Source organism: Sorangium sp. So ce381 (genome assembly GCF_051473845.1).
Lineage (GTDB): Bacteria > Myxococcota_A > Polyangia > Polyangiales > Polyangiaceae > Sorangium > Sorangium atrum.
On record NZ_CP150336.1, the window covers coordinates 658,877 to 683,210 of the forward strand.

Here is a 24,334-nt window from a genome sequence, read left to right on the forward strand (position 1 = left end):
CGACCTGACTCATCGACTTGGCGCGGAGGGGCCCGAGAGGCGCGAACCCCGCAGCCATGCTTCAACAAGGGGGGTGACGGACGTGGCCATCAGCCGAGCCGCCTGGGCTAGAATCTGGAATCCGGGGAGGTCGCGGACTCCGTCGTTCACGCCTCGGGTCGTGGCCTATGCGTTCGGCATCGAGCTGCCGTACAGCCTGCTTGTCCCGGTCGCTCACCTGCGCCTCCTCGGCGTCGTGGACTCGGCGGTCCAGGCGCGGTTGCTCGGGCTGATCGGGTTCATGTACCTCGTCAAGACGGGGGGCCTGATTGCGCTGCTCGTCCACATGCTGCGCCCGATCGAGCGGCTGCGGCAGTACGCCGTGGTCCATCGCCTCCAGAGCGGCGCGGGCCTCGAGGACTCGAGCAGCGGCGGCGCGGCGCCCCCGGAGGAGGTCGTCCTCGCCGCGGCGAGCGCCGCCTACGACACCCCGCTCGCGTTCGCGACGGTCTGGGCCGTGTCGTGGGGGCTCCTGTACCTGCCGGTCACCGTGGCGCTCTACTTCATCGCGCCGGACCAGAGCCCGCTCGGCGTCCAGCGCGGCGTCGCGCTGGCCCTGTTCGCGCTGGCGCTGTTCGCGGCCGCGCTGCCGCTCGCCTACAGCATCCTCGGCCGCCTGCTCGCCCCCGCCGCCGGCGTGATCTCGCTCATCGCGCGCGAGCGCGGCCTCTCCATGCCCGGCAAGGGATACTCGCTCGCCGTCCGCCTCGTGATCCTCGGCGCCTGCCTCGCCATCGCGCCGACGAGCTGGATGGCGGCGATGGTGCTCGGCGAGACGGCGGGGCCGGCCAAGCCCGGCCTGAAGCTCACGCTGGCGATCTTCTCGATGGTCGCGGTCACCTGGGCGCCCGTCTGCGCGGGCTTCCTCGCCGGCGCCCTCGCGGGCCCGCTCCAGCAGGTCGCCGCGGTCATCCAGAAGATCGTCCAGCGCGGCGAGGTCGACCGGCTGGAGCGGATCCCGGTCTATTTCAATGACGAGATCGGCGCGCTGGCGGGCGGCGTCAACGCGATGGTCGATCGCCTGGAGGCGTCGTCCCGGCGCACGCGGAGCTACCTGGCGGAGCGCGAGCGCCTGCTGCAGGACGCGGCGCAGCGCGCGGCGCAGCTCGGGGCCGTGCTGGACAACCTCGTCGAGGGGGTGTTCGCGTGCGACCGCCAGGGCCGGCTGACGATGATCAACGCCTCGGGGCTCAGGCTGCTCGGCCTCTCGGGCCGCTCGGAGCAGGCCGGCAGGATGGTCGAGGAGGTGATGGACCTCGGCCGGGTGCGCCACAGCGACGGTCGCGCCTTCACGCGCGACGAGCTGCCCATGGTGCGGGCGCTCGCCGGCGAGACCATCGTGCAGGAAGAGCAGGTGCTCGCGGACGGCCGCGCGGGCCGCGACGTCTTCCTGCGGACCAGCGCGGCGCCGATCCGCAGCGAGGGCGGGGCGGTCCTCGGCGCGGTCGCGGTCGCCCGCGACGTGACGGAGCTCATGGAGCTCGATCTCGTCAAAGATCAGTTCATCCGGGTCGGCGCGCACGAGCTCAAGACGCCGGTCGCGATCATGAAGGGATACGCGCTCGCGCTCCTGCGCAACACGAACGATCTGCCGGCGCCGCGCCGCAAGATGCTGGAGGCCATCGACCGCGGCGCGGACAGGATCAACCGCATCGTCGACGATCTCCTGGCCATCTCGCAGGTCACGCTCGACGTGCTCCAGGTCTCCGAGGAGGACGTCGATCTGAAGGAGCTCGTGCAGGAGACGGTCGACCGCGTCGCGAAGTCGGCGAGCCGGCACCGGGTGCGGATGTCGCTCGACGCCGAGCGGCCGCCCGTCGTGCGCGCCGATCCGGAGCGGCTGCGCCAGGTGCTCGCGAGCCTCCTCGACAACGCGGTGAAGTACTCGCCCGACGGCGGCGACGTCGACGTGCGCGTCGCCGTCGCCGAGCGCGCGCCGGCGTCGTCGCCGCCGTCCTCCTGCGACGCCGCGCTCTTCTCGCAGCGCCACGGCGCGGCGCCGCGCTACGAGGCGGTCGTGTCCGTGCGCGACCGGGGCGTCGGCATCCCCGCCCACAAGCAGGAGCGGATCTTCGAGCGCTTCTTCCGCGCGCACACGGACACCCGACACGACTACGGCGGCATGGGAATAGGGCTGTTCCTTGCGAAGGACATGATCACCCGCCACGGTGGCCGTATCTGGTTCGAGAGCGAGGAGGACAGCGGCAGCACGTTTTATTTCACCCTTCCACTCAGCAGCGAGGCCCCCGCGGCCGATCGACGATGAGCGACAGACACGCAAAGACGGTGCTCCTCGTGGAGGACGACGCGGATCTCGTGGCGCTCGTCGCCCTCGTGCTCCAGGAGGACGGGTACCGGGTCAAGATCGCGTGCAACGGTCGCGAGGCGCTGGCCAAGCTGGAGCACGACCTGCCGGATCTCATCCTGCTCGACATGAAGATGCCGGTGATGAACGGCCCGGAGTTCGCGCGCGAGCTCGAGGTCCGGCACGGGCGTCAGGCGCCCATCGTCGTGCTCACCGCCGCGGCGGACGCGCACCGGCGGGCGGCCGAGGTCGGCGCCGACGCGTGGCTCGGCAAGCCGTTCGAGCCGGACGCGCTCCTCTCGACGGTGAGGCGCTACACGGGGTGAGCGCGGAGGAGCTGCCGCCGCTCGGCGAGGTCGCGCCGCACCTCGGCCCAGTACCGCGCGGGGAACCGGCGGTGATCGAAGCCGGTCGCGCGGAACACCCGTGTGATGCGGGCATAACGGCGCAGGCTCCACTCCCTCATGATCTGGAGCGAGGGGTGGAGGCCGCGCGCCTCGATGAACGGCGCCGCGCGCGCGTAGAGCGCTGGCATGACCTCATCGAGCCAGTGCCGCATCAGGGCCTGGTATCCGGGCGTATCGACGCACCGTCCGGAGATCACCTGAGCGCGCGTGACCCCATGGCGCGCGAGCTCCTCCTCGGGCAGGTAGCAGATGCCGCGATCGGCGTCCTCCTGCATGTCCCTCAGGTTGTTGAAGAACTGATCGAGCCGGCCGAACTCCCCGGCCGCGTCCCAGTGCTCCTTCGTCAGGAACGGAACCAGCTGGAAGATATGGCCTGACAGCCGCGCCAGCATCGTGTCGTGCTCCTTCAGGGTGCGGATGAGCAGGCTGGGAGCGTGGTAGTCGGCGAGCGCGAGCAGGTAGGCGTCCCAGGCGGCGAGCGCGCGCGGTTGCATGTCGTCCGGGTCGGGACGATCGGGCGCGGGGCGGCGGAGCCACAGCGCGTGGATGGCCGTGAGCTCGCGGGCGAAGGGGCAGCACGGATCGACGAAGCCGCAGGAACGGACGCGCCGCCACGCCACCATGAAGCGGCTGAATCGCCGCGCGTGGGGCTCGATGCGCTCGTTCTCGGCGAGGCGATCGACGATCCGGATCCAGCGGATGCGGTCGAGCCACGCCCGCTTCACGTCGGGGGCGAGGCCGAGCACCCATGCGGCGTTGTCCTCGTCTTTCAACGCGTCGTCCGACAGGGCGCGATAGTGCGATGAGCCGACGATCGCCGAGATCGGCTGATAGGGAGTCTGCTCCGATGCCGGTGCAGCAGCGGGCAAGTAGGGCAGTCGAGGGGAGATGTGTTGAATAGGTTTCACGATGTCGAGTGCCGCACGTTGAACGTGCTTGTCGCCGGTGTCGCCCTGGCTTCGCGCGGTCACTGGCGATTATGGACGTGGCCCGCCCTGTTTGCTTTGGGCGCCTGCGTCGGTGATGGATGGTGGCTCTCTACCGTGTAGAACTTTCCGATCCTCCGAGAGATGCGCGGTGACGCCTGTTCGCCTTCCTTTATGAGGCCTTATCGTCTCCCAGTCGACGCGGAAATTCGTCGTCCAGGGCACGGGCGCCGGAGATAATGCATGGATTCCTTGTGTGTTTTGCCGGTATGTTGGGAACACGCCGTCAATGATCGTCGGTGTATACCCTGGGTCGGTACATTGTCCAACGGATAACGTCAGTGATGGCCTGACATCTCGGCCCCTCCTCGCTCCGTCTCGGCGGTACGTCAGGCGTTCTAGGCACATGGATTATCCCGGAGTTCCTGGCGGATGGCACCTATGCCCACGTGACGGCGCGTGAGCGCCGGGGGGCGAGCCTCTCTCTCTGCTGCTCGGTCTGCCGCGGTGAACGGCGCGGCGGAAACGCTCCGACTCGCGATCGGACGCGATGCTAGACGCGCTCGTGACAGGGGGGATTCAGCGGTTGTTATCGCGCCGTGCGTGCTGCGGTGAACGGCCCAGATCTGTGGTTGTGACCACGGCCAAAGCGGTCATCCGCGCTCGGTGCGCCCGAGGCGCGTCCGCTCCAGACAGAGGGGATGGGCTGGACGAGAGGCCCTGGGAGCCACGTCCACCGCTCCATCACGCGGTGGACGTGGACGATCGAGTCGGTGCTCCCCGAAGCGCGCTCCTGGCGCGGTGACGCCGCTCACCGCCGCCGTTGCGCCGCCGGCGCAGGATGGCCGCCCGCCGGCGGGCTGCCGGGCTACCAGACATGCAAACGAGAATCTCAGGTTCGAAAGACTTCAGGAGCATCCTTAAGGTTAACCCCGTGAATCGAGCAAGGCCGGGCCCTGGCCCGTGTCCTGCTAAAGCTGCAGGGCAGAGCGCCCGTGACGGCTTCCCCCCCGCCGTCGAATGGGCGCTCTGTTTTTGTGCTCTTCGTCCGGGACGCGAGGCCTAGCGCTCGCGCAGCCGGTTCACCCGGTCGCTCCAGTGCTGGAGATCGAGCGCGGAGAAGACCGCGGCGGCGCGCGCGATCTGGCGCTCGCGCTCCGGATCGCGGCGCGGGAGGTGCCGCGCGAGCTCGAAGCGGGCGCGCGCCTCCTCGACGGGCAGGCCGCGCTGCAGGGCGTCGTCGATCGCCGCGGCCCAGAGCTGCCTCGCACGCGCGCGGCCGCCGGCGAGCCACGCGGCGAGGCCGCGCAGGCGGAGCGAGGTCGAGCGGCCGAGGGGGAAGATGCGCGCGTACTGGCCGAGCGCGCGGCACGCCTCGGCGGAGAGGCGCGAGAGCTCGCGCCTCTCCGCCGAGCCAGGGGCGTCCTCGAGCAGCGCGAGCAGCACCTCGCACGTCGCCGCATAGCCGTACAGGCAGTGGTAGCCCGCCGGCTGTCCCTCGCGGAGCATGGGGAGCGTCCGTTCGGCGGCCGCGCGCGCCTCGGCGTTCGCGCCGCGGAGCAGGTGCCCCAGCGCGACCTGGCCGTGCGTGATCTGCTGCGTGCGGTCGCCGAGCCGCTGCACCTCGGCCGACAGCGCGTCGAAGATGGCGATCGCGCCCTCGCCGTCGCCGAGCAGCAGCCGGCACTGCGCGCGGCCGCTCTCCGCCCAGATGTGGCCCTGCGCGTTGTCGCTCTCGCGCGACGCGATCACGAGCGCGCCGTACAGGTCGAGCGCCTCCCTCCAGCGGCCCTCGGAGTACGCCACGCCGGCGAGCAGCGTGATGCACTCCTCCTTGCGGCGGCGGTCGTGCAGCGCCTCGGCCAGCCGCTCGGCCTGGGTGAGCAGCGCCCGCGCGTCGCGGCACCGGCCCTCGCCGAGCGCCGTCAGCCCGCGCAGGCACGAGACGAACGCGACGCCCTGCGGGTCGTCGAGCGCCGCGGCGACCGCCGTCGCGCGCGCGGCGTACGCGTCGACGACGGCCTTCCACGGGACATACCCGAACGCGACGCTCAGGGTCGCGTACCCGCGCACGAGCGCGAGCGACGGGCCGAGCCGCGCCGCGGCGTTGGTCGCCGCCAGCGCGGCCAGGAAGGCGAGCGTCGGCTCGTTGCGGAACAGGTACGTCTCCGACAGCTTCTCCGCCGCGAGCGACGCCTCGGCGAGGCGCTCGCGCTCGGCCGCGTCGCGCGTGACCGGGGCCGGCAGGCCAGCGACGTGCGCGAGCTGCAGGCCGAGCTGCTTCAGCGAGGCCATCGCCGGGCGGAGCCGCTCCCCGAGGCCCGCGCGACCGCTCGCCGCGCGCTCCCCCGCGCGGAGCCACGCGGCCTCGTCCCGGGAGAGCAGCTCCAGCGCCGCCGCGCAGTGCCGCTCCGCGCCGAGCAGGTCGCCGAGGTTGTAGTGGGCCTGGCCGAGCCGCCGCTCCCAGCGCGCACGCCGGAGCGGCGGCGCGCGCTCCTCCGGAGGGTGCGCGCCGTCGAGGTCGAGCGCCCTCTTGTAGAAATCCACCGCGTCGCCGGAGGCGCCCGTCGCGAGGGCCTGGGCGCCCGCCTTGTCGAGGTACTCCAGCGTCTTCTGGACGGCGCCGGCGATTCCGTAGTGGTGGGCGAGGAGCGGGTACGACAGCGCGAGGCCCGGCGCGTCGCGGTGGCGCCGCTCGATCGCGCGCGCCGCGGCGGCGTGCAGGGCCCGCCGCTCCGGCTCGGGGGTGCCCGCGTAGACGATCTCCCGCAGCTTGTCGTGCACGAAGCCGAGCCGCCCCGGCTCGGTCTCCTCGAGCACGTGGCGACGGGCGAGCTCCGCGAGCGCGTCCATGGCGTCGACCTCGGCGAGCCCGGCGGCGCCGAGCAGCAGGCGCTCCTCGAGCTCGCGGCCCAGCACCGAGGCGAGCCGCGCGAGCGCGAGCGCCTCCTGGCTCAGCCCCGACAGCCGGCGCGCCACGAGCTCGCGCAGCGAGCCCGGCAGCGGCAGCGGGGCGGGCGGCTGGCTCCCGCGCGCGGCGCGGGCGAGCCGCTCTGCGGCGGCGCCCTCGGCGCCCGCGCGGATCCGCCACGCGTAGGCCTCGTCCCGGTAGATCACCCGCTCCTGGATCGCGGCCCGGAGGTACTCGGCGATGAAGAACGGGTTCCCCTCGGACTGCTCGAAGAGGTACTGCACGAACGCCTCGGGCGGCTCGTCCAGGGCGAGCATGTCGCGCACCATCCGCCCGACCGATCCGCGATCGAGCCGCCCGAGCTCGAGCCGCGAGGCCCAGGGGGCGCCGAGGAGCGAGGAGAGCGCGGGCGACGTCTCCTCGGTCCGGTACGCGCACAAAAGGACCACGGGATGGGCCGCGAAGTAGTCCGCGTCGAGGTGCTCGAGGACGGCGCGCGAGTTCTCGTCGGCCCACTGGAGGTCGTCGAGCACGAGCAGGACGGGCCGCGTCGCGGCGAACGCGGCGAGCGTGTCGGCGAGCGCGGTCCGCAGCCGGTAGCGGGCCGCGTCCGGCGGCAGCTCGGGGGGCTCCGGGTAGCGGTCGTGGCCGCGGAGCTGGGCGAGCGACGGCTCGTGCGGCGCGAGGACCCTGCCGCGCGGGCCGAGCAGCGCGTCGTAGCCCGTGGGGCCGAGCTCGCTGCACCGGTCGGCCACCGCGAGCAGGAGCGGGCGGAACGGGTGCAGCGGCGCGGCCTTGACGGCGCCCTCGCGCTCGACCTCGGCCGACACGGCCGCGCACGCGCCCGTGACCACGGCCATGCGGATGAGCGCCGCCTGGTGCGCCGCCTCGACGGCGAGGCGCGTCTTGCCCACGCCGCTCTCGCCGCCGACGACGACGAGGCTGCCCTGGCGCCGCTCGTGGGCGCGCTCGAGCGCCTCGGTGATCTGCTGCAGCGCCTCCTCGCGCCCGGCGAGGCGCGGCCGGTACAGGTACGGCTGCGCGCTCGGGACGCGCGCGCGTGCCGAGCCACTCCAGTCGCGCGGCGGCGTGTCGGCCGCGCCGAGCTCGGCGAGGGCGGTCGCGACCTCGTCGGCGTAGCCGAGCCGGTCCTCGGGGCGCTTCTTCAGGAGCCGCGCGATGAGGGCGTCGAGCGCGGGAGGCACGTCGGCGACGAGCTCGGAGGCCGGGAGCGGCTCGGCGTAGAGGTGCATGGACAGCACGACGGAGCTCGAGTCGCCGAGGAACGGGACGCCCCCGGTCACGGCCTCGTAGATCATGCAGCCGAGCGCGTAGAGATCCGCGCGCGCGTCGACGAGGTCGCCGCGGATCTGCTCGGGGGACATGTAGTCGGGGCTGCCCATCAGCCTGCCGCCCGCCTGGAGCACGTCGCGCCCGGTGTGCCCCTCGAACTGGAAAGCGAGGCCGAAGTCGAAGAGCACCGGCGTGCCGTCCGGGCGGATGAACACGTTGTCCGGCTTGAGATCGCGGTGGACGAGGCCCCGGCCGTGGACGTACGCGAGCGGCCGGCAGATCGCGCGGAGGAGCGTCAGCGCCTGGCGGAGCGCGCCGCCCGCCGCGCGGTGGAACGGCCGCGGCGCGAAGGGCTGGTACGAGCGCGGGATGATCGAGGCGGGCGCGATCTCCGCCGTCGCGGTGCTGGCCTGCGCGTCCATGGCCGTGGAGACGCTCACGGTCGGCTCGCTGCTCACGCTCCCGCGGGCGCGCCAGCGCTCCTGGTTGTGATCCCGGAGCGTGCGCCCCTCGATCAGCTCCATCGCGTACCACGGGATCCCGCCCTGGACCCCCTCGTCGAGCACCCGCACGACGCCCGGGTGCTCGACGCCCCGGAGCGCGTGGATCTCGCGGCGGATGCTGGAGACGAGGCTCTCGTCGCCCACGCTGACGGTCTTCAGCGCCGCGAGCGCGCCCGTGATGCTGTGCTGGGCGCGGTAAACGACCCCCATCCCGCCGCGGCCGAGCGGCGCGAGCACCCGCCACGGCCCGATGGACACCGGGACATCCGGAGGGTGCCTGGCCTGTCCCGAGCTCGGCGTCGTGATCATCGAGGGACCGACGCAGCCTTGGCCCGGGCCTGGATTCGCCCCAGGTGGTAGGTCAAAAGCGGTTTCCCGACATCCACGCTGGAGCTGAGTACATCCACCCGACGGCGCGCGATGATGTCACGGCGCGGCCGACCGTACAACAGGTCTGTGTGGAGGCCAGCTCATCGCACGAACGCCGCGCGGCGGGGCCGCCGCACCGACAGGCGACTACACACGAGGCAGCGGAGCGTGGCTATCGAGGCTCGCGCCGGGGCGGAGGCGCGGCGCGTCCGGAGGCGCCGGCGCGCCGCCGTAGCGCCGCGCGGTCGTCGCGTCGCGCGTCGCGCGGCGCGTGCACGCAGGGAGCGCCGGCGCGCGGGCGCCTCTCTGGACGTTGGCGCCACGCGAGACGCGGTGAACCCGGGACTCTGCGGAGGCGCGCTCTGCCGCCGCGGTCGTCGCCGCATGTCGAGACGCGATGTCGAGGCGAGCCTCGCCGCGCCGCGCTCGGGCGGGGACGTCTCGGTCTCTCGCGGCCAGAGGACCGCCGGGGATCGTCTGCTTTCCCCGCTTGGTGGATTCGACATCTCCGATGTCGTTGTCCCGTTTCACCGCGCTTCGATCGTGCTGTGCGAGCCAATCGTGCACAGCTGAGCTCGCGGTACACGGTTTGCTCCCGGTGCGCTCACGGCCCGCGCTGGCGGCCGCACTTAGAAAGGGAACCAACGAATGAAGCATTCGACTCATCTCGGGGCCTTGTTGACCGTCCTGTTCCTCGCTGCGTGCGGCGGCGAAGGTGCAGATTCCGCCCCGACGGACAGCGCCGTGAGCTCCAAGCAGCTCAGGGATCTGACGGCCGATGACGTCCAATCCGCCTGCGACTCGCTCGCGGCGAGGGTGAAGCTCTCCAAGGAAGATGCCTGTGAGTACCTGGGCCTCGTCGCGTCGCCCGCCGTCGGGCAGCCGTGCGGCACGGTGAAGGACGAGTGCCTCTCCACGGCGGACGAGGCGGCTGACGAGCAGGACGACCACGCAGCGGATTGCATGCCTCCGACCGAGCACCGCGCCGGCTGCTCCGCCACGGTGGCCGAGTACGAGGTCTGCTTGCTCGCCCAGACGCAGCGGGTCCGGGCGCTCACGTGCGACTCAGCGCTGAGCTCGCTCGAGACGGTCCCTCCGGAGTGTGATGCGGTGGCGCGCAAGTGCCCGCAGATCCTGGAGGCGGACGCGGGCGGAGCTCCGGGCGCCGAGAGCCCCTGAACCCGGCGCCGAGGAGCGGGCGGCCACCAATCATGGGCGATCGATCATCGATCATCGCGCTCAACGCGGACGCACGGCTCTCTTCCTGAACGAATCGCCGGTAGACACGACACGGCCGCTTGGCGGCCGTGAGTGCCATTGTCCTACCTCTGTTTTCCTGGATCTTTTGATTCCTGTTGATATTCGTGCTCGTCCGCGCCTTCCAGGGCATCTCGGCGTATGATGGGCTCCGGAGCCGGCGCGTCCGGGGAGGTTCAAGCCTCGGCGTCTCGGCTCAAGCGAAGTCGCGGCTCGCGCCGAGGGTTCGCTGGCACAGAGGAGGATTTCATGAAGATCACCAAGGTTTCCGGAGTGCTCGCCCTGCTGCTGATCGCCGCCGCGGCTGCTTGCGGCAAGGGCGAGCAGCCGGCTGAGGCGAACGCGACGGTCGAGGTGACCGCCACCGCCGAGTCGGCGATGGGCGAAGGCGCCTACGTCGAGGAGCACGAGAGCGGCAAGGCCGCCTTCAACGTCGCTGCCGACGGGAACGTCAAGGCCGCGGTCACGGGTCCGGACGGCAAGCCGATCCGCGAGGACGTCAGCGGCACGCTGGTGTGGAAGGACGCGTCCGGGGAGAAGACCGTGCCGCTCACGCTCGATGCGAAGACCGGTCTCCTTGTCGCCGCCGGCCCCAAGCTCGAGGCGGATCTCACCGAGATCGGCTACACGCTCAACGTCGCCGGCAAGCCGTGGAACGGGACGCTGCACGTCCCCGCCGGCGGCACCGCCGAGCTCTACGCCAACGCCAAGGCGTCGGCGGAGCTCGGGCTGCCGGAGGGCAAGCTCGGCCCGCACGGCGGGCGCATCGAGATCGTGGGCGACGACCGCCTCGAGCTCCTCGTCGACGAGGTGACCGGCGAGGTCCGCGTCTATGTGCTCGACGCCGACCTGAAGCCCATCGATATCGGCGAGCGGAAGATCACGCTCGGCGTGGTGGCCGAGGCGCCGCAGGTGGTCGTCCTCGCCCCGGCGGTCGCGACCGCGGACGTGGCCGCGACCGCGGCCGCGGGGGTGGCCGCGGGGGCGTACCTGACCGGCAAGCTCGCGCTCGCCGCCGATCCGCTGAAGCTGACCATCGCGGTGCGGAAGGCGGGCCGCGCCGCCGTGGGCCTGTGCGGCTACCGGCCCGGGGTGGCGTTCGCCGTCCATGCGCGCGCCCCGCGCGTGAAGGTGCGCGTGAAGACCGACTGGGATGCACACGTCCACGCGCTCGCGAACGCCGACCTGAAGGCGAAGGCCGACATCGACCCGAAGGTCCACGTCCACGCGGGGGCCGGCGCCGCTGCCAGGGCCAACGCGAAGGCCAACGTCAACGTGAAGGCGCCGAGCATCCGCGTGACGCCGCCCAGCGTGAACGTGCAGATCAAGGCGCCGAAGATCTCGATCCCCAAGCCGAGCTTCAAGGCGTCGGCGTCGGCGCACGCGAGCGCGGGCGCGAAGGTGGGGGCGCACTGACGCGCCCCGGCGGGAGGGGCGGGCGGCGCGGGCCGCCCGGCGAGCCCTCCCCCGACCCTCCTCCGAGGCGTCGGAGAGCGTGTCGTTGACGCGGAAGACCTCGGCGAAGCGGCCGCGGCGGACCTCTCCGCCCGCGGGCGCGGTGGCGGCTGTGGTGCTCGATCCGGCGTCGAGCGCCCCGCTCCACCGGCAGGTTTACGAGGCGGTGCGGGGGGCGATCGTCGCCGGGCGGCTGCGGTCCGGGAGCAAGCTGCCGTCGACCCGGGCGCTCGCGGCGCAGCTCAGCCTGTCGCGCAACACGGTGCTCGGCGCGTACGCGCAGCTCCTCTCGGAGGGGTACCTGCGCGGCCGGATCGGCTCCGGGACGTACGTCGCCGACGCGCCGCCGGAGCGCGTCCTGCTCGCCCGGCCGAGCTCCGAGCCGCAGCCAGCGCCCTCGCTGGATGGCGCTCCCCTCTCGCGGCGCGGCGCGCTCGTGGCGGGCGCGGCGTCGCCGTTCCTGCGCGCCACCGCGCCGCGCGGTCCTGCCGGCTGGGCGTTCCAGGTGGGCGTGCCCGCGTTCGACGCCTTCCCAGCCGCCGCCTGGGGCCGGCTGATGAGCCGGCGCTGGGACCGCTCGTGGCAGGCGCTCCTGACGCGCTGCGAGCCGCAGGGGTACGCGCCGCTGCGCCGCGCGATCACCGACTACCTCGTCACCGCGAGGGGCGTGCGGTGCACGCCGGACGAGGTCATCGTGGTCAGCGGCACCCAGCAGGCGATCTCGCTCGTTGCCGAGGTGCTGCTCGATCCCGGCGATCCGGTCTGGGTCGAGGATCCGGGCTACACCGCGGCGCGCAGCGCCCTGATCGCGGCCGGGGCGACGCCGGTGCCGGTCCCGGTGGACAGGGAGGGGCTCGACGTGGCGACGGCCGTCCGGCGATCGAGCTCGGCGCGGCTCGCCGTCGTGACACCGGCGCACCAGTTCCCACTGGGCGTGACGATGAGCCTCGAGCGCCGGCGCGCGCTCCTCGACTGGGCGAGGTCGTCGAGCGGCTGGGTTTTCGAGGACGACTACGACAGCGAGTTCCGCTACGCGGGCCGGCCGCTCGCCGCCCTTCAGGGCCTGTCGCCGGGCGCGCGGGTGATCTACGCGGGGACATTCAGCAAGGTGCTCTCGCCGTCGCTGCGGCTCGGCTACCTCGTGGTGCCGGAGGGGCTGGTCGACGCGTTCGTCGCGGCCAAGGCGCTGGCCGACGTTTCGTCGCCCTCGCTGGAGCAGGCGGTCGTGGCCGATTTTATGATCGAGGGCCACTTCGCGCGCCACGTGCGCCGCATGCGCGTGCTGTACGAGCGGCGCCAGGCCGCGCTGGTCGCGGCGGCGGAGCGAGAGCTGTCGGGGCTGCTCGAGGTCGGCCCGGCGCCCGCCGGCATGCACCTCCTCGGCTGGCTGCCTACCGGGCGCGCGGACGGCGCTGCGGCCGAGCGCGCGGCGGCGTGCGGCGTGCGGTGCGTCGCGCTGTCCGAGCTTCGCGCGCGCTCCGCCGGACGGGGAGCCCTGCTGCTCGGCTATGCGGCTTTGCCCGAGGACGAGATCGCCGAGGGCGTCCGGCGGCTGAAGGCCGCGCTGCGCCAGCGCTGAGCGCCCCGCACGTGGATCCAGCCGATCGGGACGAAGTGGATCTCGCGCTCGCCCGGCGCGCTGCCTAGAAAGTGCGTTCTGGCTCTACTGCGGGAGGTTGCCCCGGATCAGCAGAAAAACCGCCCAGGCGCCGAGGCCGCCAAGCAACCAGGGGAACGAGAAGGGAATGCCGGGACGGCCCTCCCCCTCTTCTCTTGGCGGCCTCGGCGCCTGGGCGGTTCGCTTCTCAGGGCGACCTCCCGCAGTCGTGCTAGGCGCCCGCGCGCGGGCGGAGGGAAACCACGGAGGATGGACCCATGCAGTCACGCATGAATTACGCGAGCGTCGCCCCCGAGGCGTATCAAGCGATGCTCGGGCTGAGCTCCTACGTCAAGCGCTGCGGGCTGGAGAAGACGCTGATCTCGCTCGTGTTTCTCCGCGCCTCGCAGATCAACGGCTGCGCCTATTGCATCGATCTGCACTGGAAGGAAGCGCGGGCCGCAGGTGAGGACGAGCGGCGACTCTACATGCTGAGCGCGTGGCGCGAAGCGCCCTGTTACAGCGAGCGCGAGCGGGCCGCCCTCGAGTGGGTCGAGGCGGTGACGCTCGTCGCGGCAGAGCACGTGCCCGATCGCGTCTATGACGCCGTACGCCAGCACTTCTCGGAGCGGGAGATCATGGATCTCACCTGGGCCGTGGTGACGATCAACGCCTGGAACCGCGTGGTGCTCGCCACCCGGGCCGTGCCTGGCTCCCACAGGTCGGAGAAGCGGGAGCAGGCGTGAACCGGCGCGCGGCCGCGCCGCGGCCGCGGGCTCCGTTCGAGCGGCCTGCGCGCCGTCGTCATTCAGCGCCGGCGGCGGATGACAATCTCCCTGTTCCGGACCGGAAGTGCCTCGATGGGGGTGTGCTACCGGCCGGTTGGAGGGGTCGCTCCCGCACGCGCATGAGCCTGAGGAAGAAGCAGTGATGTTTGCTCACCCGGACAGCGCGCGATAATCGATCTTCCCCGTCGACGTCCGCGGCAGCTCGTCCATCGCGACGATCTTCTCCGGGACCATGTACGGGGGAAGCCGCTCCGCGAGGTACAGCCTGAGCGAGCGGTCGTCCGCGTCCCCTGCGAGGGCGACGAAGCCGCGCAGCGTCTTGCCGAGGCGCGCGTCCTCCACGGCGATCACCCCGGCCTGGCGCACCGCAGGGTGCGACGCCAGCGCCGCCTCGACCTCGCCCGGCTCGACCCGGTAGCCCCGGATCTTCACCATCCGGTCGATGCGACCGCGGAAGTAGAAGAGCCCGTCGGCCTTGCGCTCCACCCGGTCGCGGGTCCGGTACGGGCCGCCGTCCACGGCCGTCGGCCCCGAGACCACGAGCTCGCCCGTCCCGGGGCCCTCGATGACCCGGCCGCTCTCGTCGTCCGCGTCCAGCGCGAGCAGCGCGCAGGCGGCGTAGGGGCACGCGACGCCGATCGGGAGCTCGCTCGCCCCGTCGAGCGCCGCGCGATCGACCCGGTGGAACGTGCAGACGTTCGTCTCTGTCGGGCCGTACAGGTTGTAGAGCGCCGCGCCGGGCGCCCGCGCCGCGAGCGCCGCGAGCTCGCGCGGCGGGAAGACCTCGCCGGCGAAGAGGATGGCGCGCACGGGGGGCGAGAGCGCGAAAGCCGGCGCCGGCGCGCCCGCGTCCGCCGCGGGGAGCGCCGCGACGAGCTTCATGAACATCGACGGCACGCCGTAGATGACCGTCGGCGCGAGCGCGCTCACCGCGTCGCGGAGCGCGCGGCCCGAGGCGAGGTCGCGCCGCGCCATCGTCACGAGCGTCGCGCCGGCGCGGAACGTCGCGAGGTGGTCGAACCAGGCGAGATCGAAGACGAGCTCGGCCACGCGGAGGACCCGATCCGCCGGCGTCACCCCGATGAGGTCGATGCAGAAGGCGGTGAACGCGTCGAGCCCGGCCCATGTGATGGGGACCGGCTTCGGCTCGCCCGTGCTTCCCGAGGTGTGCAGGATGCACGCGACGTCCTGCGCTCCGGAGCCGCCATCGCCGCTGGCCCCGCCGTCGCCGCCCGTGTCGGCGCGCGCCGCCCCGCGCGGCGTGCGCCCCTCGGCGTCGAGCTCCACGCGCGGCAGGCCGCCGCCGAGCTCGGCGTCGATGCCGTCCGCGAGGCCCGCGGCCGCGGCGTCGAGCACGAGCGCCCGGCACCCCCGGGCACGCGCGATCCCCCCGAGCCGCGCCGGCGGCGCGGTCGCGTCGAGCGGGACCGCCACGGCGCCGGCCGTGAGCACCCCGGCGAGCGCCACCGGCTCGTCGTGCGCCCGGCCCAGCGAGAGCAGCGCCACCCGGTCCCCCGGGCGCACGCCCGCCCCGGCGAGCGCCGCGCCGACGGCCGCCGCGCGCGCCGCGAGCTCGGCGTAGGTCACCGTGGCGCCGCCGCGCGACGCGAGCGCGATGGCGTCGCCGCGCGCGGCCAGGTCCTGGGCGCGCAGGCGGAACGTGCCGGCCACGCGCTCCCCGCTAGCCCTGCGCGGCCGCGATGCGGCCGGCGACGAAGCGCGCCATGCTGTCCACGGTCGACACCGCGTCGAGGTCCACCTCCTCGTCCGGGATCCTCACGCCGAAGCGCTGCTCGATGAACACGAGCACCCGCGTCAGCGACATCGAGTCGAAGCCGGACCCGCCCGCGAAGAGATCCTCGTCGAGGGCGAGCGGCGCCTTGCGCAGCAGGATCTCCTTCGCGATATGGTCGTGCAGCGCGCGCCGCACCGTGTCGAGATCGTAGGTCACCGCGGTGGTCCCTTTCCGGCCGGAGCCCGGGCGCTCAGCCGATGGCCGGCGTCGCCTTGCGGGCAAGATAGTCGATGAGGTCGATCTTGGACACGACGCCGAGCACCGTCTCCTTGTCGACGACGAGCGCGATCTTCGCGTCGCTCAGGACGCCCTTCAGGAGCTCGACCTTCGTCGCGGGCGTCACGGTCGCATAGTCGCTCTCGACGAGCCCGCCGATGCTCGAGTCGAGGGTGCCGCTCCCCGTGACGAGGTGCCGGAGCAGGTCGATCTCGTGGACCATCCCGCGCAGCTTGCCGTCCTGGGTCACCGGGAGCTGGCTTATCCCGTGCGATTTCATCATGTCGATGACCTCGCGGACCCGCGCGTTCGCGTCGGCGGTGACCACCGCCCCGCTGGGCTTGACGGCGAGCAGGTCGCGCACCGTCCCGAGGCCCTTGTCCTCCTCGAGGAAGCCGTTCTCTCGCATCCAGTCGTCATTGAAGATCTTCGAGATGTACTTGGACGCGCCGTCGGGCAAGAGGACGAGGATGTTCTCCTTCTTCGCGCTCTGCCGCGCATACTTGATCGCGCCGGCCACCGCCGCGCCCCCGGAGCCGCCCACGAAGAGGCCCTCGAGCCGCACGAGGTCCCGCGTCATGAGGAAGCACTCCTTGTCGTCGACCCGGATGATCTCGTCGATGATCTTGAGGTTCATCGTGCTCGGAAAGAAATCCTCGCCGATCCCCTCGACCTTGTAGGCAAACGGCTTCGTGATCCGCTGGGTCTTCACGTAATCGTAATAGAGCGAACCCACCGGGTCGACGCCGACCATCTTGATCTCCGGCTTCCTCTCTTTGAGGAACTTGCCAATGCCGCTCAGGGTGCCCCCTGTCCCCATGCCGGCGACGAAGACGTCGAGCTCGTCGCCGCACTGCGCCCAGATCTCGGGGCCGGTGGACCGGACGTGGGCCTCGGGGTTCGACGGGTTGTGGTACTGGTTCGCGTAGAAGCAGTTCGGCGTCTCGTCGGCGATGCGCTTCGCCACCTGGTAGTAGCTGCGCGGGTCGTCGGGCTCGACGGCGGTGGGACAGACCACGACGCGGGCGCCATAGGCGCGCAGCGTCGCGATCTTCTCCTGCGACATCTTGTCCGGCATGACGAAGACGCACTTGTATCCCCGGATGGCCGCGACCATGGCGAGCGCGGCGCCGGTGTTGCCGCTGGTCGCCTCGACGATCGTCCCGCCGGGCCTGAGCCCGTTCGCCTCGGCGTCGCGGATCATGTTCAGCGCGACCCGATCCTTGTGGCTGCCGCCCGGGTTCAGGTACTCGCACTTCACATAGATGTCGCTCTCGAGCCCCTCGGTGACCCGGTTCAGCTTGACGATCGGCGTATCGCCGACGGCCTTCGTGATATCGCTGCGCGCGCCTCGCATCATGGGGAGACCTCTTAGCCGCCGCGCGCCGGAGCGACAAGCGACAAGGGGAGCACGCGGGCGCGGCGGCGCCGCGAGAGGCGCGCTCGCCGCGGCGCTTGCGAGCGCGCCTGCCGTGACTGCCGGGCTCGGCCGCCGGCCATCTTTCCTATCCTTCGGGAAGGAGCACAAAAGAAATGGTGTTTACGATAGGTCCATATTGACCCTATCCGGCACGTTATCGTTACGGGTTCAAAGGCCCTGACGGCAGCGAGCCATGGCTCTCCCGGGGCGAGCCGCTGGGGCGCGGCGCTGACGGGCCGACGCGCTGACGCGCTGACGCCAACGCCACGCGGCGCCGCTGCGCGTGTCGGGGCGAGCGGACCGGCGGGCGATCTCGCGCCGCGCTCCCTGTGGTAGACTGGCGAAATGGCGTCCGAGCCGAAGATCCACCCGAGCGCCGAGACGGCGCTCCTCAAGGTCCGCTCCAAGGAGATCGCGTTCAGCCGCTTCCGCGTTCAGGTGACCGCCGGCCCGGACGCCGGGGCGTCCCAGACGTCGGACGCGACGGAGTTCGTGATCGGCACGGCGCCTGGCAACCAGCTCATCCTGACCGACCGGGCGGTGTCGCGGCACCATTGCGTGATCTCGGTCACCCCGCGCGGGTTCTTGCTCCGCGATCTCGGCAGCAAGAACGGCACGACCCTCTCCGGCTTCCGCGTCGAGGCGGCCTATCTCCTGCCGGGCGCCTCGCTCGGGGTCGGGCAGTCCACGCTCCGCTTCGAGCCGCTGGCCGAGGAGATCCGCGAGCCGCTCGGCGACGAGGAGCGGTACGGCCGGGTGCTCGGGCAGAGCGCCGCGATGCGCCGCATCTTCGGGGCGCTGCCGCGGATCGCCGCGTCGGACTCGACGGTGCTGATCGAGGGCGAGACGGGCACGGGCAAGGGCCTGCTCGCCGAGGCGATCCACGAGAGCAGCCCGCGCGCGGGGGGGCCGTTCGTCGTGATCGACTGCGGATCCATCCCGCCGACGCTCATCGAGGCCGAGCTCTTCGGGCACGCGAAGGGGGCGTTCACGGGCGCCCAGGCGGCGCGCGCCGGCGCCTTCGAGGCGGCGCGGGGCGGCACCGTGCTGCTCGACGAGATGGGCGAGCTCCCCCTCGACATGCAGCCGAAGCTCCTGCGGGTGCTCGAGGAGCGGCAGATCCGGCGCATCGGCACGATCGAGCCGACCAAGCTCGATATCCGGGTCATCGCGACGACCAACCGCGATCTCCGCCAGGAGGTGAACCGCGGAAATTTCCGGTCGGATCTGTACTACCGGCTCAACATCGTCCGCCTCCGCGTCCCCGCGCTGCGCGAGCGCCCCGACGACATCGCGCTGCTCACGGCGCATTTCTACCGGCAGCTCGCGCAGGGGCAGGACCAGAGCCCCCCGGGCGAGCTGCTCGAGGCCTTCATGCGGCAGGACTGGCCGGGCAATGTGCGCGAGCTCCGCGGCGCGGTGGAGCGCGCGGTGCTCATGATCGATCCCGCGCTGTTCCGCGAAGCCGTGATGGGCTCCGAGGGGGCGGAGAGCGGCTCTCCCGCGCTCCCGGTGCCCCGGGACGACGAGCTCAGCCTGTCGTTCCGTGAGGCGAAGGAGCGCGCCGTGGCGCGCTGGGAGCGCACGTTCCTCACGGCACTCGTGCGCGCGAACGGCGGCAATCTGTCGCGCGCCGCCCGCGCGGCGCGGATGGACCGCAGCCACCTGCGCGAGCTCCTCCAGCGGCACGGCGTCTCGGCCACGGAGGCGTGACCGCCGGGCCCGCGGGGCAGCGCCGGAGACGGCCCACCCCGCCTGACCCTGAGGGCAACGCCAGGGCGCGCCCTCTCGCTGGTTTTACTGATTGGCCTTCTGCCGGTTCTCTCCCTTGAGCTCCTTGGCCTTCCCTTCGGCGGCCATCTGCTCATTGTCGACCAGCTTGCCGACTCGGTTCTTGATCGCGCCGGCGGCCTCCTCGAGCGCTCCCTTCGCGCGCTCCTCCGCCTTGGCGTCCTCCTTTTGCACCTTTCCTCGGAGCTCCTTGGCGCGGCCCTCCGCTTCCATCTGCTCGTCGCCGAGCAGCTGGCCGAGGCCCTTCTTGACCTTGCCGCCCAGCTCCTCGGCGGCCCCCTCGTTGCGATCGCTCGTGTTGCTCATTGCTTCCTCCTCGTGGCGTGGCCTCCGCAGAGCCTCTCTGCGGCGCGCCGCCGCCGTTGACCTGGCATTGGCAACCTCAGGATGTAGCAATCGGTGCGCCATCGCAGGGCAAACGGTCTTTTCGAGGACGCGGAAGGGGGGATTGGGGCAGGCTACCTCGCCCGCGCTCTGTCTCTCGGCCCCTTTGAGGCAATACGCCACGCGGCGGCCAAGCAAGCAGTCCCACGGTCCGACCGGACGATCCCCGCTCTCCGGGGGGCCGCACCGCGCTGTGGTCGGATTTCGCCATGGATCGCGGCGACGCGAGCGCTCTGTCCGCGGCGTTCAGCCCGGCTGCGCGTCTGTGGAGAGTCGGGACTCCACGGCATGGCGCGGCGTTTGCTGAACAGCCTGCATAGCAACGAGGAGCGCTTCGCTCCTTTCTGGGAGGTTCATCATGTCATTCATCCTCTTTCTCCTGTTCGGCCTCGTCGTCGGTGCTCTGGCGCGCCTCATCGTTCCTGGACGTGAGCCGGGCGGGTGGGTCGTCTCGATGATCATCGGCGTGGTCGGCTCCTTCATCGGCGGGCTGCTCGGCCGCATGCTGTTCATGTACCGTGAGGGTGAGCCGGCCGGCTTCTTCATGTCCCTCATCGGCGCCATCCTGCTGACCGCCGGCTATCAGGCGATCGCGCGGCGCCGTACGGTGGTATGAGCCGGCCGAGCGATCCCCTCTCGAGGCGCCACGCCCGATACCGGCCCACGGCGCTGGAGGAAGGAGCTCCCGAACCGCTCCCGCGATCTGTAACGCGCGGGAGCACCTCGGGCCGCGAGCAGGAGGCGCGGAGGAGGCGCTGCGGTCCGTGAGCGAGAGCTCGGCGCAGGCGGCGCGCGCTCTCCTCGCGCTCGGCAGGCTGAGGGGTCCTGCTCGTCGCACGGCTCACCCCCAGGGTCGTACGACGAGCAGGGCCTCCGGCGGCCTGTCGCGCTCGGTCCGGCGCCGGCGCCGCGATTCCGCCGGCGCCGCGCCCGCTCGCCGGGTAACGCTTGACGCCGCAGGAGGCTTTGGGCTTGCTAGCGGGCTCCGCGCTTTTGCCCAAGGTCCTGGCCATGTCGTTCTCGATCCTGCCCCCGCCGATCACGCCCCTCGCCGCGATCCTGCCGTCCGAGCCGCTGCTCCTCATGGGCGCCGGTCCGGTGCCCATCCCGCAGGCGGTGGCGCAGGCGAACGGGGTCATCATCAATCACCTCGGCCCCACCATGGACCGCGTCATCCAGAACGTGAAGTACATGGCGGCCTATGCGTTCCAGACGCGCAGCGACAAGATCCTCGGCATCGCCGGGCCCGCGTCCGCGGCGATGGAGATGGCCGTGGCGAACCTGTGCTGGCCCGGGCGGAAGGTCCTTTGCCTGAAGGTGGGGACGTTCAGCGGGCGCCTCGGCGAGATGGCGCTCGGCGTGGGCGCCGACGTCACCTTCCTCGAGGGGCCGCCGGGGCGGCCCGTGTCGCTCGCGGACGTGCGGGAGGCGCTGAAGAAGCAGCGCTACGACGTGGTCACGATGGCGCACGGCGAGACGTCCTGCGGCGTCCGCATGGTCGAGATGCCGGAGATCTGCAAGCTCGCGAAGACGCAGGGCGCCCTCACGATCGTCGACGCGGTGGTCACACTCACGGCCATGCCGGTCCACATGGACGAGTGGGGCATCGACGTCGGCATCGTCGGCGGGCAGAAGGCGCTGTCGTCGATCCCGGGCGTCTCGGCCTGCGCGTTCTCGCAGGACGCGTGGAAGGTCGTCGAGGAGCGCCCCCTGCCGCGCCCGCACTGGTGCTACGACGCCACGCGCGCGCAGCGGTTCTGGGGCTACCAGCAGTACCACTACACGGCGCCGGTGCCGGGTGTGCTCGCGCTGCACGAGGCGCTGCGCCTCGTCTGCGAGGAGACGCTCGAGCGGCGGTTCCGTCGCCACGAGATGAGCTCTCTGGCCATGCAGGCGGGCATCGAGGCCATGGGGCTCGAGCTGTTCGCGTCGAAGGACGTACGCCTCAACAGCGTGCTCGCCATCAAGCTGCCGGCCGGCGTCGATAGCGCGCGGATCCGCGAGTACATGACCAAGGCCTTCCGCGTCGAGATCTCGGGCGCCTTCGGCCTCAACATCGTCCGTGTGGGCCAGATGGGCGAGCAGTGCCGCTCGCACAACCTGTTCAAGACGCTCTACGCGATGGGCATGAGCTTCCAGCGAGAGGGCGTGAAGCTCGACGTCGCCAAGGGAATGGCCGCGCTCGAGCAGGGTCTGGCGGGGGATCGCGAGTACTTCGTCGACTAGCTCTGCCCGACGGAGGCGCGGTCCTGGATGGCCGGACCTCCGCGCCGCGTCGCGGCGGCGAGGGCTTGCTCGCGGCGCTTGCCGGCGTCGATCCGGCTCCGATGCGCGTCGAGCAGGTCGCTGCGCGTCAGGATCCCGAGGACCTTGCGGGGGGCCTGCCTGGACACGACAGGGAGCCTCCCCACGCCCTCGGTGACCATGTGATCGGCGGCTTCGCGAAGGGAGCTGTCCTCGAACACCACGGCGGGCGGTCGCCGGACCAGGTGGCGGATCGAGATGGTACCGGCCTGCTCGGTGAGCACGTCGCGCTGGGTGACCACACCGACGAGCTCCCCTCGGCCGTCCACGACCGGGAAGCCCTGGTGGCGGGAGCCCGCCGCCTGCGACAGCAGAAAGGCGCGGGCCGTCTCGACCGTATCTTCGGCGGCGAGCGTCACGGCGGGGCGCGAGGCGGCCTCGCCCGCGGTGATCTGCGCCAGGTGATCGGCCGCGTACTCGACCGTCACGCGCGCGCCGCGGCGGGCGATCTTCTCCGTCATGATGGAGTGCCGCATCAGCAGGCTGGAGACGAGGAAGGCCGCGCTGCAGCCGCCGAGCAGCGGCAGCAGCCCCATGGGCTGCCGGGTCGTCTCGAAGGCGAAGACGACGGACGCGAGGAGCGCCCGGGACGCGCCCGCGAAGATCGCCGCCATCCCGACGAGCCCGGCGACGCGAGGGTCCACGCCGAGCCCGGGGAGGAGCGCGGCCGCGGCCAGGCCGAGGATCGCGCCGAGCCCGCCGCCGATGGTGAAGAGCGGCGCGAGCGTCCCGCCCGAGGTGCCGCTGCCGAGCGCGATCGACCAGGAGATGAACTTGAACAGCGAGAGCGACACGAGCGCGGCGAGCGCCAGGCGGCCGCTCAGGATGTCGTCGATGTTGCTGTACCCGACCCCCAGCGTCCGCGGCGCGAAGGCGCCCACGACGCCGATCGCGACGGCGCCGATCGCCGGCCACCACATCCAGTGGAGCGGCAGCCGCTCGAACGCCTCCTCGATCGCGTAGATCGCGCGGGTCGCGCCCATCGCCGCGAGGCCGAGCGCCGCGCCGAGCACGATGTAGAAGGCGAGCGCGGGGCCGGTCGAGGGCGCCACGGCCGGCATCTCGAACGCGGGCGCGGTGTGGCCTGCGGCCAGGCGCGCCGCGGTCGCCGTGGTCGCGGCGAGGGCGACGGGGATCACCGATCGCGGGCGGTACTCGAAGAGGAGGAGCTCGATCGCGAGCAGCACGGCCGCCACCGGGCTGCCGAAGGTCGCCGACATGCCCGCCGCCGCGCCCGCGGCGAGCAGCGTCTTGCGCTCGTCCGCCGTGATCCGCAGCAGCTGCCCGACCAGCGAGCCGAGCGCGCCGCCGGTCGCGATGATGGGGCCCTCGGCGCCGAACGGACCGCCGGTGCCGATGGCGATGGCCGCGGAGAGCGGCTTGAGCAGCGTCATCCGCGGCGGGATGCGGCTCTGGTTGAACAGCACCTGCTCCATCGCCTCGGGGATCCCGTGGCCGCGGATCGCCTGGGAGCCGTAGCGCGCCATCACGCCGACGACGAGCGCGCCGGCGATCGGCACGACGAGCACGAGGAGGCCGAGGTTGTGCTCGGCGGGCGACGCGGGGGCGGCGGACAGCCGGCCGAAGAACGCGAGGTTCGTGATGATGGCGATGAGCGCGGTGAGCAGCTCCGCCGCGAGGAAGGCCACGGCGCCGAGCGCGATCGCGAGGCCGCTGACGAGGACGACCCGCCGATCGACGGCGGCGCTGGGCGCGGGGACGCGGAGGTCCTCGAGGGTCGGGCCCATCGAGGGGGCGACCGGGATGCTCTCGGTGACTGGTGGGGGTGGGGCGTTCAATCTGGACAATTCAGCTCTCCTCGCGGTCGATGGCTTTGGCTTCGGCGGGGGTCTCCTCGCCTTCGAAGAACAGCGGCGGGGCCTCGTCGCCGGCGCCGAGCGCCCGGGCGAGGGTGGTGAGGCTCTGCGCGAGCCCGCTGCGCTCGTCGGCGGGCAGGCGGTCGACGGCGGCGACGAGCTCGGCCTGCGCGGTGCGGGGCGCGCGGCGGAGCAGCGCGCGGCCGGCAGGGGTGAGCGAGATCTCGGTCCGGCGCGCGTCCTCGGGCGAGGCGCGCCGGGTGACCAGCCCTCGCTCGGCGAGGCGCGTCACCACGACCGACACCGAGCTCTGGTGCGTCAGGGTGCGCTGCGCGAGCTCGGCGATCGAGGACGCGGCGGCCTGATCGAGCTGCTGCAGCACGAACAGCTGCGCGCTGCTCAGCCCGAGCTGCCGCTCGCACGCGCGCGACGAGACGCGCAGGCGCTGCACGATCGCGCGGATCGCATCCATGACCCGCTGCGCGTCGGGCCCGCCGGGGGCCGGCCGCGCGGGGCTCTTCCGGCGCGCCGTCGAGGAACCATGGGATCCCATATAATTGCGGGGAACCTACGCCGCTCGCCGGTCAACCGCAAGCAGTCTGCGGACCTCCGAGGGGCTCGGGCGGATCGAGGCGGGCCGTCCTCGACGGGGTGATCGCGGGCGGCGGTGGAATGGCGGCGGGGCGCCGGCGCGGTGTCCGGCGCGCGGCGCGCCGGCCCGGGGGCAGCGCGCCGGGCGGACCGTGCGGGCGACGCT

General features: G+C 72.3%; 17 protein-coding genes. 9 read left to right on the plus strand and 8 right to left on the minus strand.

The window, feature by feature from the left end:
* Positions 1 to 82: 82 nt before the first annotated feature.
* On the plus strand, positions 83 to 2,305 hold the full coding sequence (locus tag WMF29_RS02425) for a HAMP domain-containing sensor histidine kinase (protein WP_437327287.1): 2,223 nt from the start codon (positions 83 to 85) through the stop codon (positions 2,303 to 2,305).
* Entirely contained in the window at positions 2,302 to 2,670 is a 369-nt protein-coding gene (locus tag WMF29_RS02430; protein ID WP_437327288.1) for a response regulator, read from the plus strand. Before WMF29_RS02425 ends, WMF29_RS02430 begins: the two co-directional genes overlap by 4 nt.
* Here the strand turns inward: WMF29_RS02430 and WMF29_RS02435 are convergent.
* Both WMF29_RS02435 and WMF29_RS02440 read right to left on the minus strand, forming a co-directional pair.
* Positions 2,658 to 3,659 carry a squalene/phytoene synthase family protein gene (locus tag WMF29_RS02435; protein ID WP_437327289.1) on the minus strand — a complete coding sequence of 334 codons (1,002 nt, stop codon included), beginning with the start codon at positions 3,657 to 3,659 and terminating at the stop codon, positions 2,658 to 2,660. The two genes, WMF29_RS02430 and WMF29_RS02435, sit on opposite strands and share 13 nt — an antisense overlap.
* 1,080 nt (positions 3,660 to 4,739) lie before the next feature.
* Positions 4,740 to 8,693 (minus strand): serine/threonine-protein kinase, encoded by a 3,954-nt coding sequence (locus WMF29_RS02440; RefSeq protein ID WP_437327290.1) that lies wholly within the window; start codon positions 8,691 to 8,693, stop codon positions 4,740 to 4,742.
* A 708-nt stretch (positions 8,694 to 9,401) separates the two neighbouring features.
* Between WMF29_RS02440 and WMF29_RS02445 the strand changes: the two genes are divergently transcribed.
* From WMF29_RS02445 to WMF29_RS02460, 4 genes are all read left to right on the plus strand, one after another.
* On the plus strand, positions 9,402 to 9,932 hold the full coding sequence (locus WMF29_RS02445; protein ID WP_437327291.1) for a hypothetical protein: 531 nt from the start codon (positions 9,402 to 9,404) through the stop codon (positions 9,930 to 9,932).
* Between the two features lie 327 nt (positions 9,933 to 10,259).
* Positions 10,260 to 11,426, plus strand: a complete 1,167-nt coding sequence (locus WMF29_RS02450; protein ID WP_437327292.1) for a hypothetical protein — start codon at positions 10,260 to 10,262, stop codon at positions 11,424 to 11,426.
* Positions 11,427 to 11,505: 79 nt separating this feature from the next.
* Entirely contained in the window at positions 11,506 to 13,044 is a 1,539-nt protein-coding gene (locus tag WMF29_RS02455) for a PLP-dependent aminotransferase family protein (protein WP_437327293.1), read from the plus strand.
* Positions 13,045 to 13,340: 296 nt separating this feature from the next.
* Positions 13,341 to 13,808 carry a carboxymuconolactone decarboxylase family protein gene (locus WMF29_RS02460; RefSeq protein ID WP_272097546.1) on the plus strand — a complete coding sequence of 156 codons (468 nt, stop codon included), beginning with the start codon at positions 13,341 to 13,343 and terminating at the stop codon, positions 13,806 to 13,808.
* Positions 13,809 to 14,000: 192 nt separating this feature from the next.
* Here WMF29_RS02460 and WMF29_RS02465 read toward each other — a convergent pair whose 3' ends face one another.
* The 3 genes from WMF29_RS02465 to WMF29_RS02475 are packed head-to-tail and all read right to left on the minus strand — an operon-like array spanning position 14,001 to position 17,221.
* Positions 14,001 to 15,521 (minus strand): AMP-binding protein, encoded by a 1,521-nt coding sequence (locus WMF29_RS02465; protein ID WP_437327294.1) that lies wholly within the window; start codon positions 15,519 to 15,521, stop codon positions 14,001 to 14,003.
* Between the two features lie 10 nt (positions 15,522 to 15,531).
* Positions 15,532 to 15,801 (minus strand): acyl carrier protein, encoded by a 270-nt coding sequence (locus WMF29_RS02470; protein WP_272097548.1) that lies wholly within the window; start codon positions 15,799 to 15,801, stop codon positions 15,532 to 15,534.
* 34 nt (positions 15,802 to 15,835) lie between these two features.
* Positions 15,836 to 17,221, minus strand: a complete 1,386-nt coding sequence (locus WMF29_RS02475; protein WP_437327295.1) for a cystathionine beta-synthase — start codon at positions 17,219 to 17,221, stop codon at positions 15,836 to 15,838.
* Positions 17,222 to 17,626: 405 nt separating this feature from the next.
* Here WMF29_RS02475 and WMF29_RS02480 point away from each other — a divergent pair, with 405 nt between their 5' ends.
* Complete coding sequence (locus WMF29_RS02480; protein ID WP_437327296.1) at positions 17,627 to 18,994, plus strand: sigma 54-interacting transcriptional regulator; 1,368 nt, start codon at positions 17,627 to 17,629, stop codon at positions 18,992 to 18,994.
* An 84-nt stretch (positions 18,995 to 19,078) separates the two neighbouring features.
* Here the strand turns inward: WMF29_RS02480 and WMF29_RS02485 are convergent, their stop codons facing one another.
* On the minus strand, positions 19,079 to 19,378 hold the full coding sequence (locus tag WMF29_RS02485) for a CsbD family protein (protein ID WP_437327297.1): 300 nt from the start codon (positions 19,376 to 19,378) through the stop codon (positions 19,079 to 19,081).
* 436 nt (positions 19,379 to 19,814) lie between these two features.
* Between WMF29_RS02485 and WMF29_RS02490 the strand changes: the two genes are divergently transcribed.
* Both WMF29_RS02490 and WMF29_RS02495 read left to right on the plus strand, forming a co-directional pair.
* Complete coding sequence (locus tag WMF29_RS02490) at positions 19,815 to 20,072, plus strand: GlsB/YeaQ/YmgE family stress response membrane protein (protein WP_437327298.1); 258 nt, start codon at positions 19,815 to 19,817, stop codon at positions 20,070 to 20,072.
* Positions 20,073 to 20,467: 395 nt separating this feature from the next.
* Positions 20,468 to 21,682 carry a pyridoxal-phosphate-dependent aminotransferase family protein gene (locus tag WMF29_RS02495; protein WP_437327299.1) on the plus strand — a complete coding sequence of 405 codons (1,215 nt, stop codon included), beginning with the start codon at positions 20,468 to 20,470 and terminating at the stop codon, positions 21,680 to 21,682.
* Here the strand turns inward: WMF29_RS02495 and WMF29_RS02500 are convergent.
* Positions 21,679 to 23,508, minus strand: a complete 1,830-nt coding sequence (locus tag WMF29_RS02500) for a chloride channel protein (RefSeq protein WP_437331074.1) — start codon at positions 23,506 to 23,508, stop codon at positions 21,679 to 21,681. The two genes, WMF29_RS02495 and WMF29_RS02500, sit on opposite strands and share 4 nt — an antisense overlap.
* A gap of 61 nt (positions 23,509 to 23,569) precedes the next feature.
* Positions 23,570 to 24,130: a MarR family winged helix-turn-helix transcriptional regulator gene (locus WMF29_RS02505; RefSeq protein ID WP_437327300.1), complete on the minus strand. Its 561-nt coding sequence runs from the start codon at positions 24,128 to 24,130 to the stop codon at positions 23,570 to 23,572.
* Positions 24,131 to 24,334 lie beyond the last annotated feature (204 nt).

Excerpts from the sequence above, each read along its gene's own strand:
- WMF29_RS02430 (WP_437327288.1), top strand. The coding sequence starts at position 2,302 with ATGAGCGACAGACACGCAAAGACGGTGCTCCTCGTGGAGGACGACGCG.
- WMF29_RS02475 (WP_437327295.1), bottom strand. The coding sequence starts at position 17,221 with ATGATGCGAGGCGCGCGCAGCGATATCACGAAGGCCGTCGGCGATACG.
- WMF29_RS02500 (WP_437331074.1), bottom strand. The coding sequence starts at position 23,508 with ATGGGCCCGACCCTCGAGGACCTCCGCGTCCCCGCGCCCAGCGCCGCC.
- WMF29_RS02460 (WP_272097546.1), top strand. The coding sequence starts at position 13,341 with ATGCAGTCACGCATGAATTACGCGAGCGTCGCCCCCGAGGCGTATCAA.
- WMF29_RS02445 (WP_437327291.1), top strand. The coding sequence starts at position 9,402 with ATGAAGCATTCGACTCATCTCGGGGCCTTGTTGACCGTCCTGTTCCTC.
- WMF29_RS02485 (WP_437327297.1), bottom strand. The coding sequence starts at position 19,378 with ATGAGCAACACGAGCGATCGCAACGAGGGGGCCGCCGAGGAGCTGGGC.
- WMF29_RS02450 (WP_437327292.1), top strand. The coding sequence starts at position 10,260 with ATGAAGATCACCAAGGTTTCCGGAGTGCTCGCCCTGCTGCTGATCGCC.
- WMF29_RS02495 (WP_437327299.1), top strand. The coding sequence starts at position 20,468 with ATGTCGTTCTCGATCCTGCCCCCGCCGATCACGCCCCTCGCCGCGATC.
- WMF29_RS02480 (WP_437327296.1), top strand. The coding sequence starts at position 17,627 with ATGGCGTCCGAGCCGAAGATCCACCCGAGCGCCGAGACGGCGCTCCTC.
- WMF29_RS02440 (WP_437327290.1), bottom strand. The coding sequence starts at position 8,693 with ATGATCACGACGCCGAGCTCGGGACAGGCCAGGCACCCTCCGGATGTC.
- WMF29_RS02505 (WP_437327300.1), bottom strand. The coding sequence starts at position 24,130 with ATGGGATCCCATGGTTCCTCGACGGCGCGCCGGAAGAGCCCCGCGCGG.
- WMF29_RS02490 (WP_437327298.1), top strand. The coding sequence starts at position 19,815 with ATGTCATTCATCCTCTTTCTCCTGTTCGGCCTCGTCGTCGGTGCTCTG.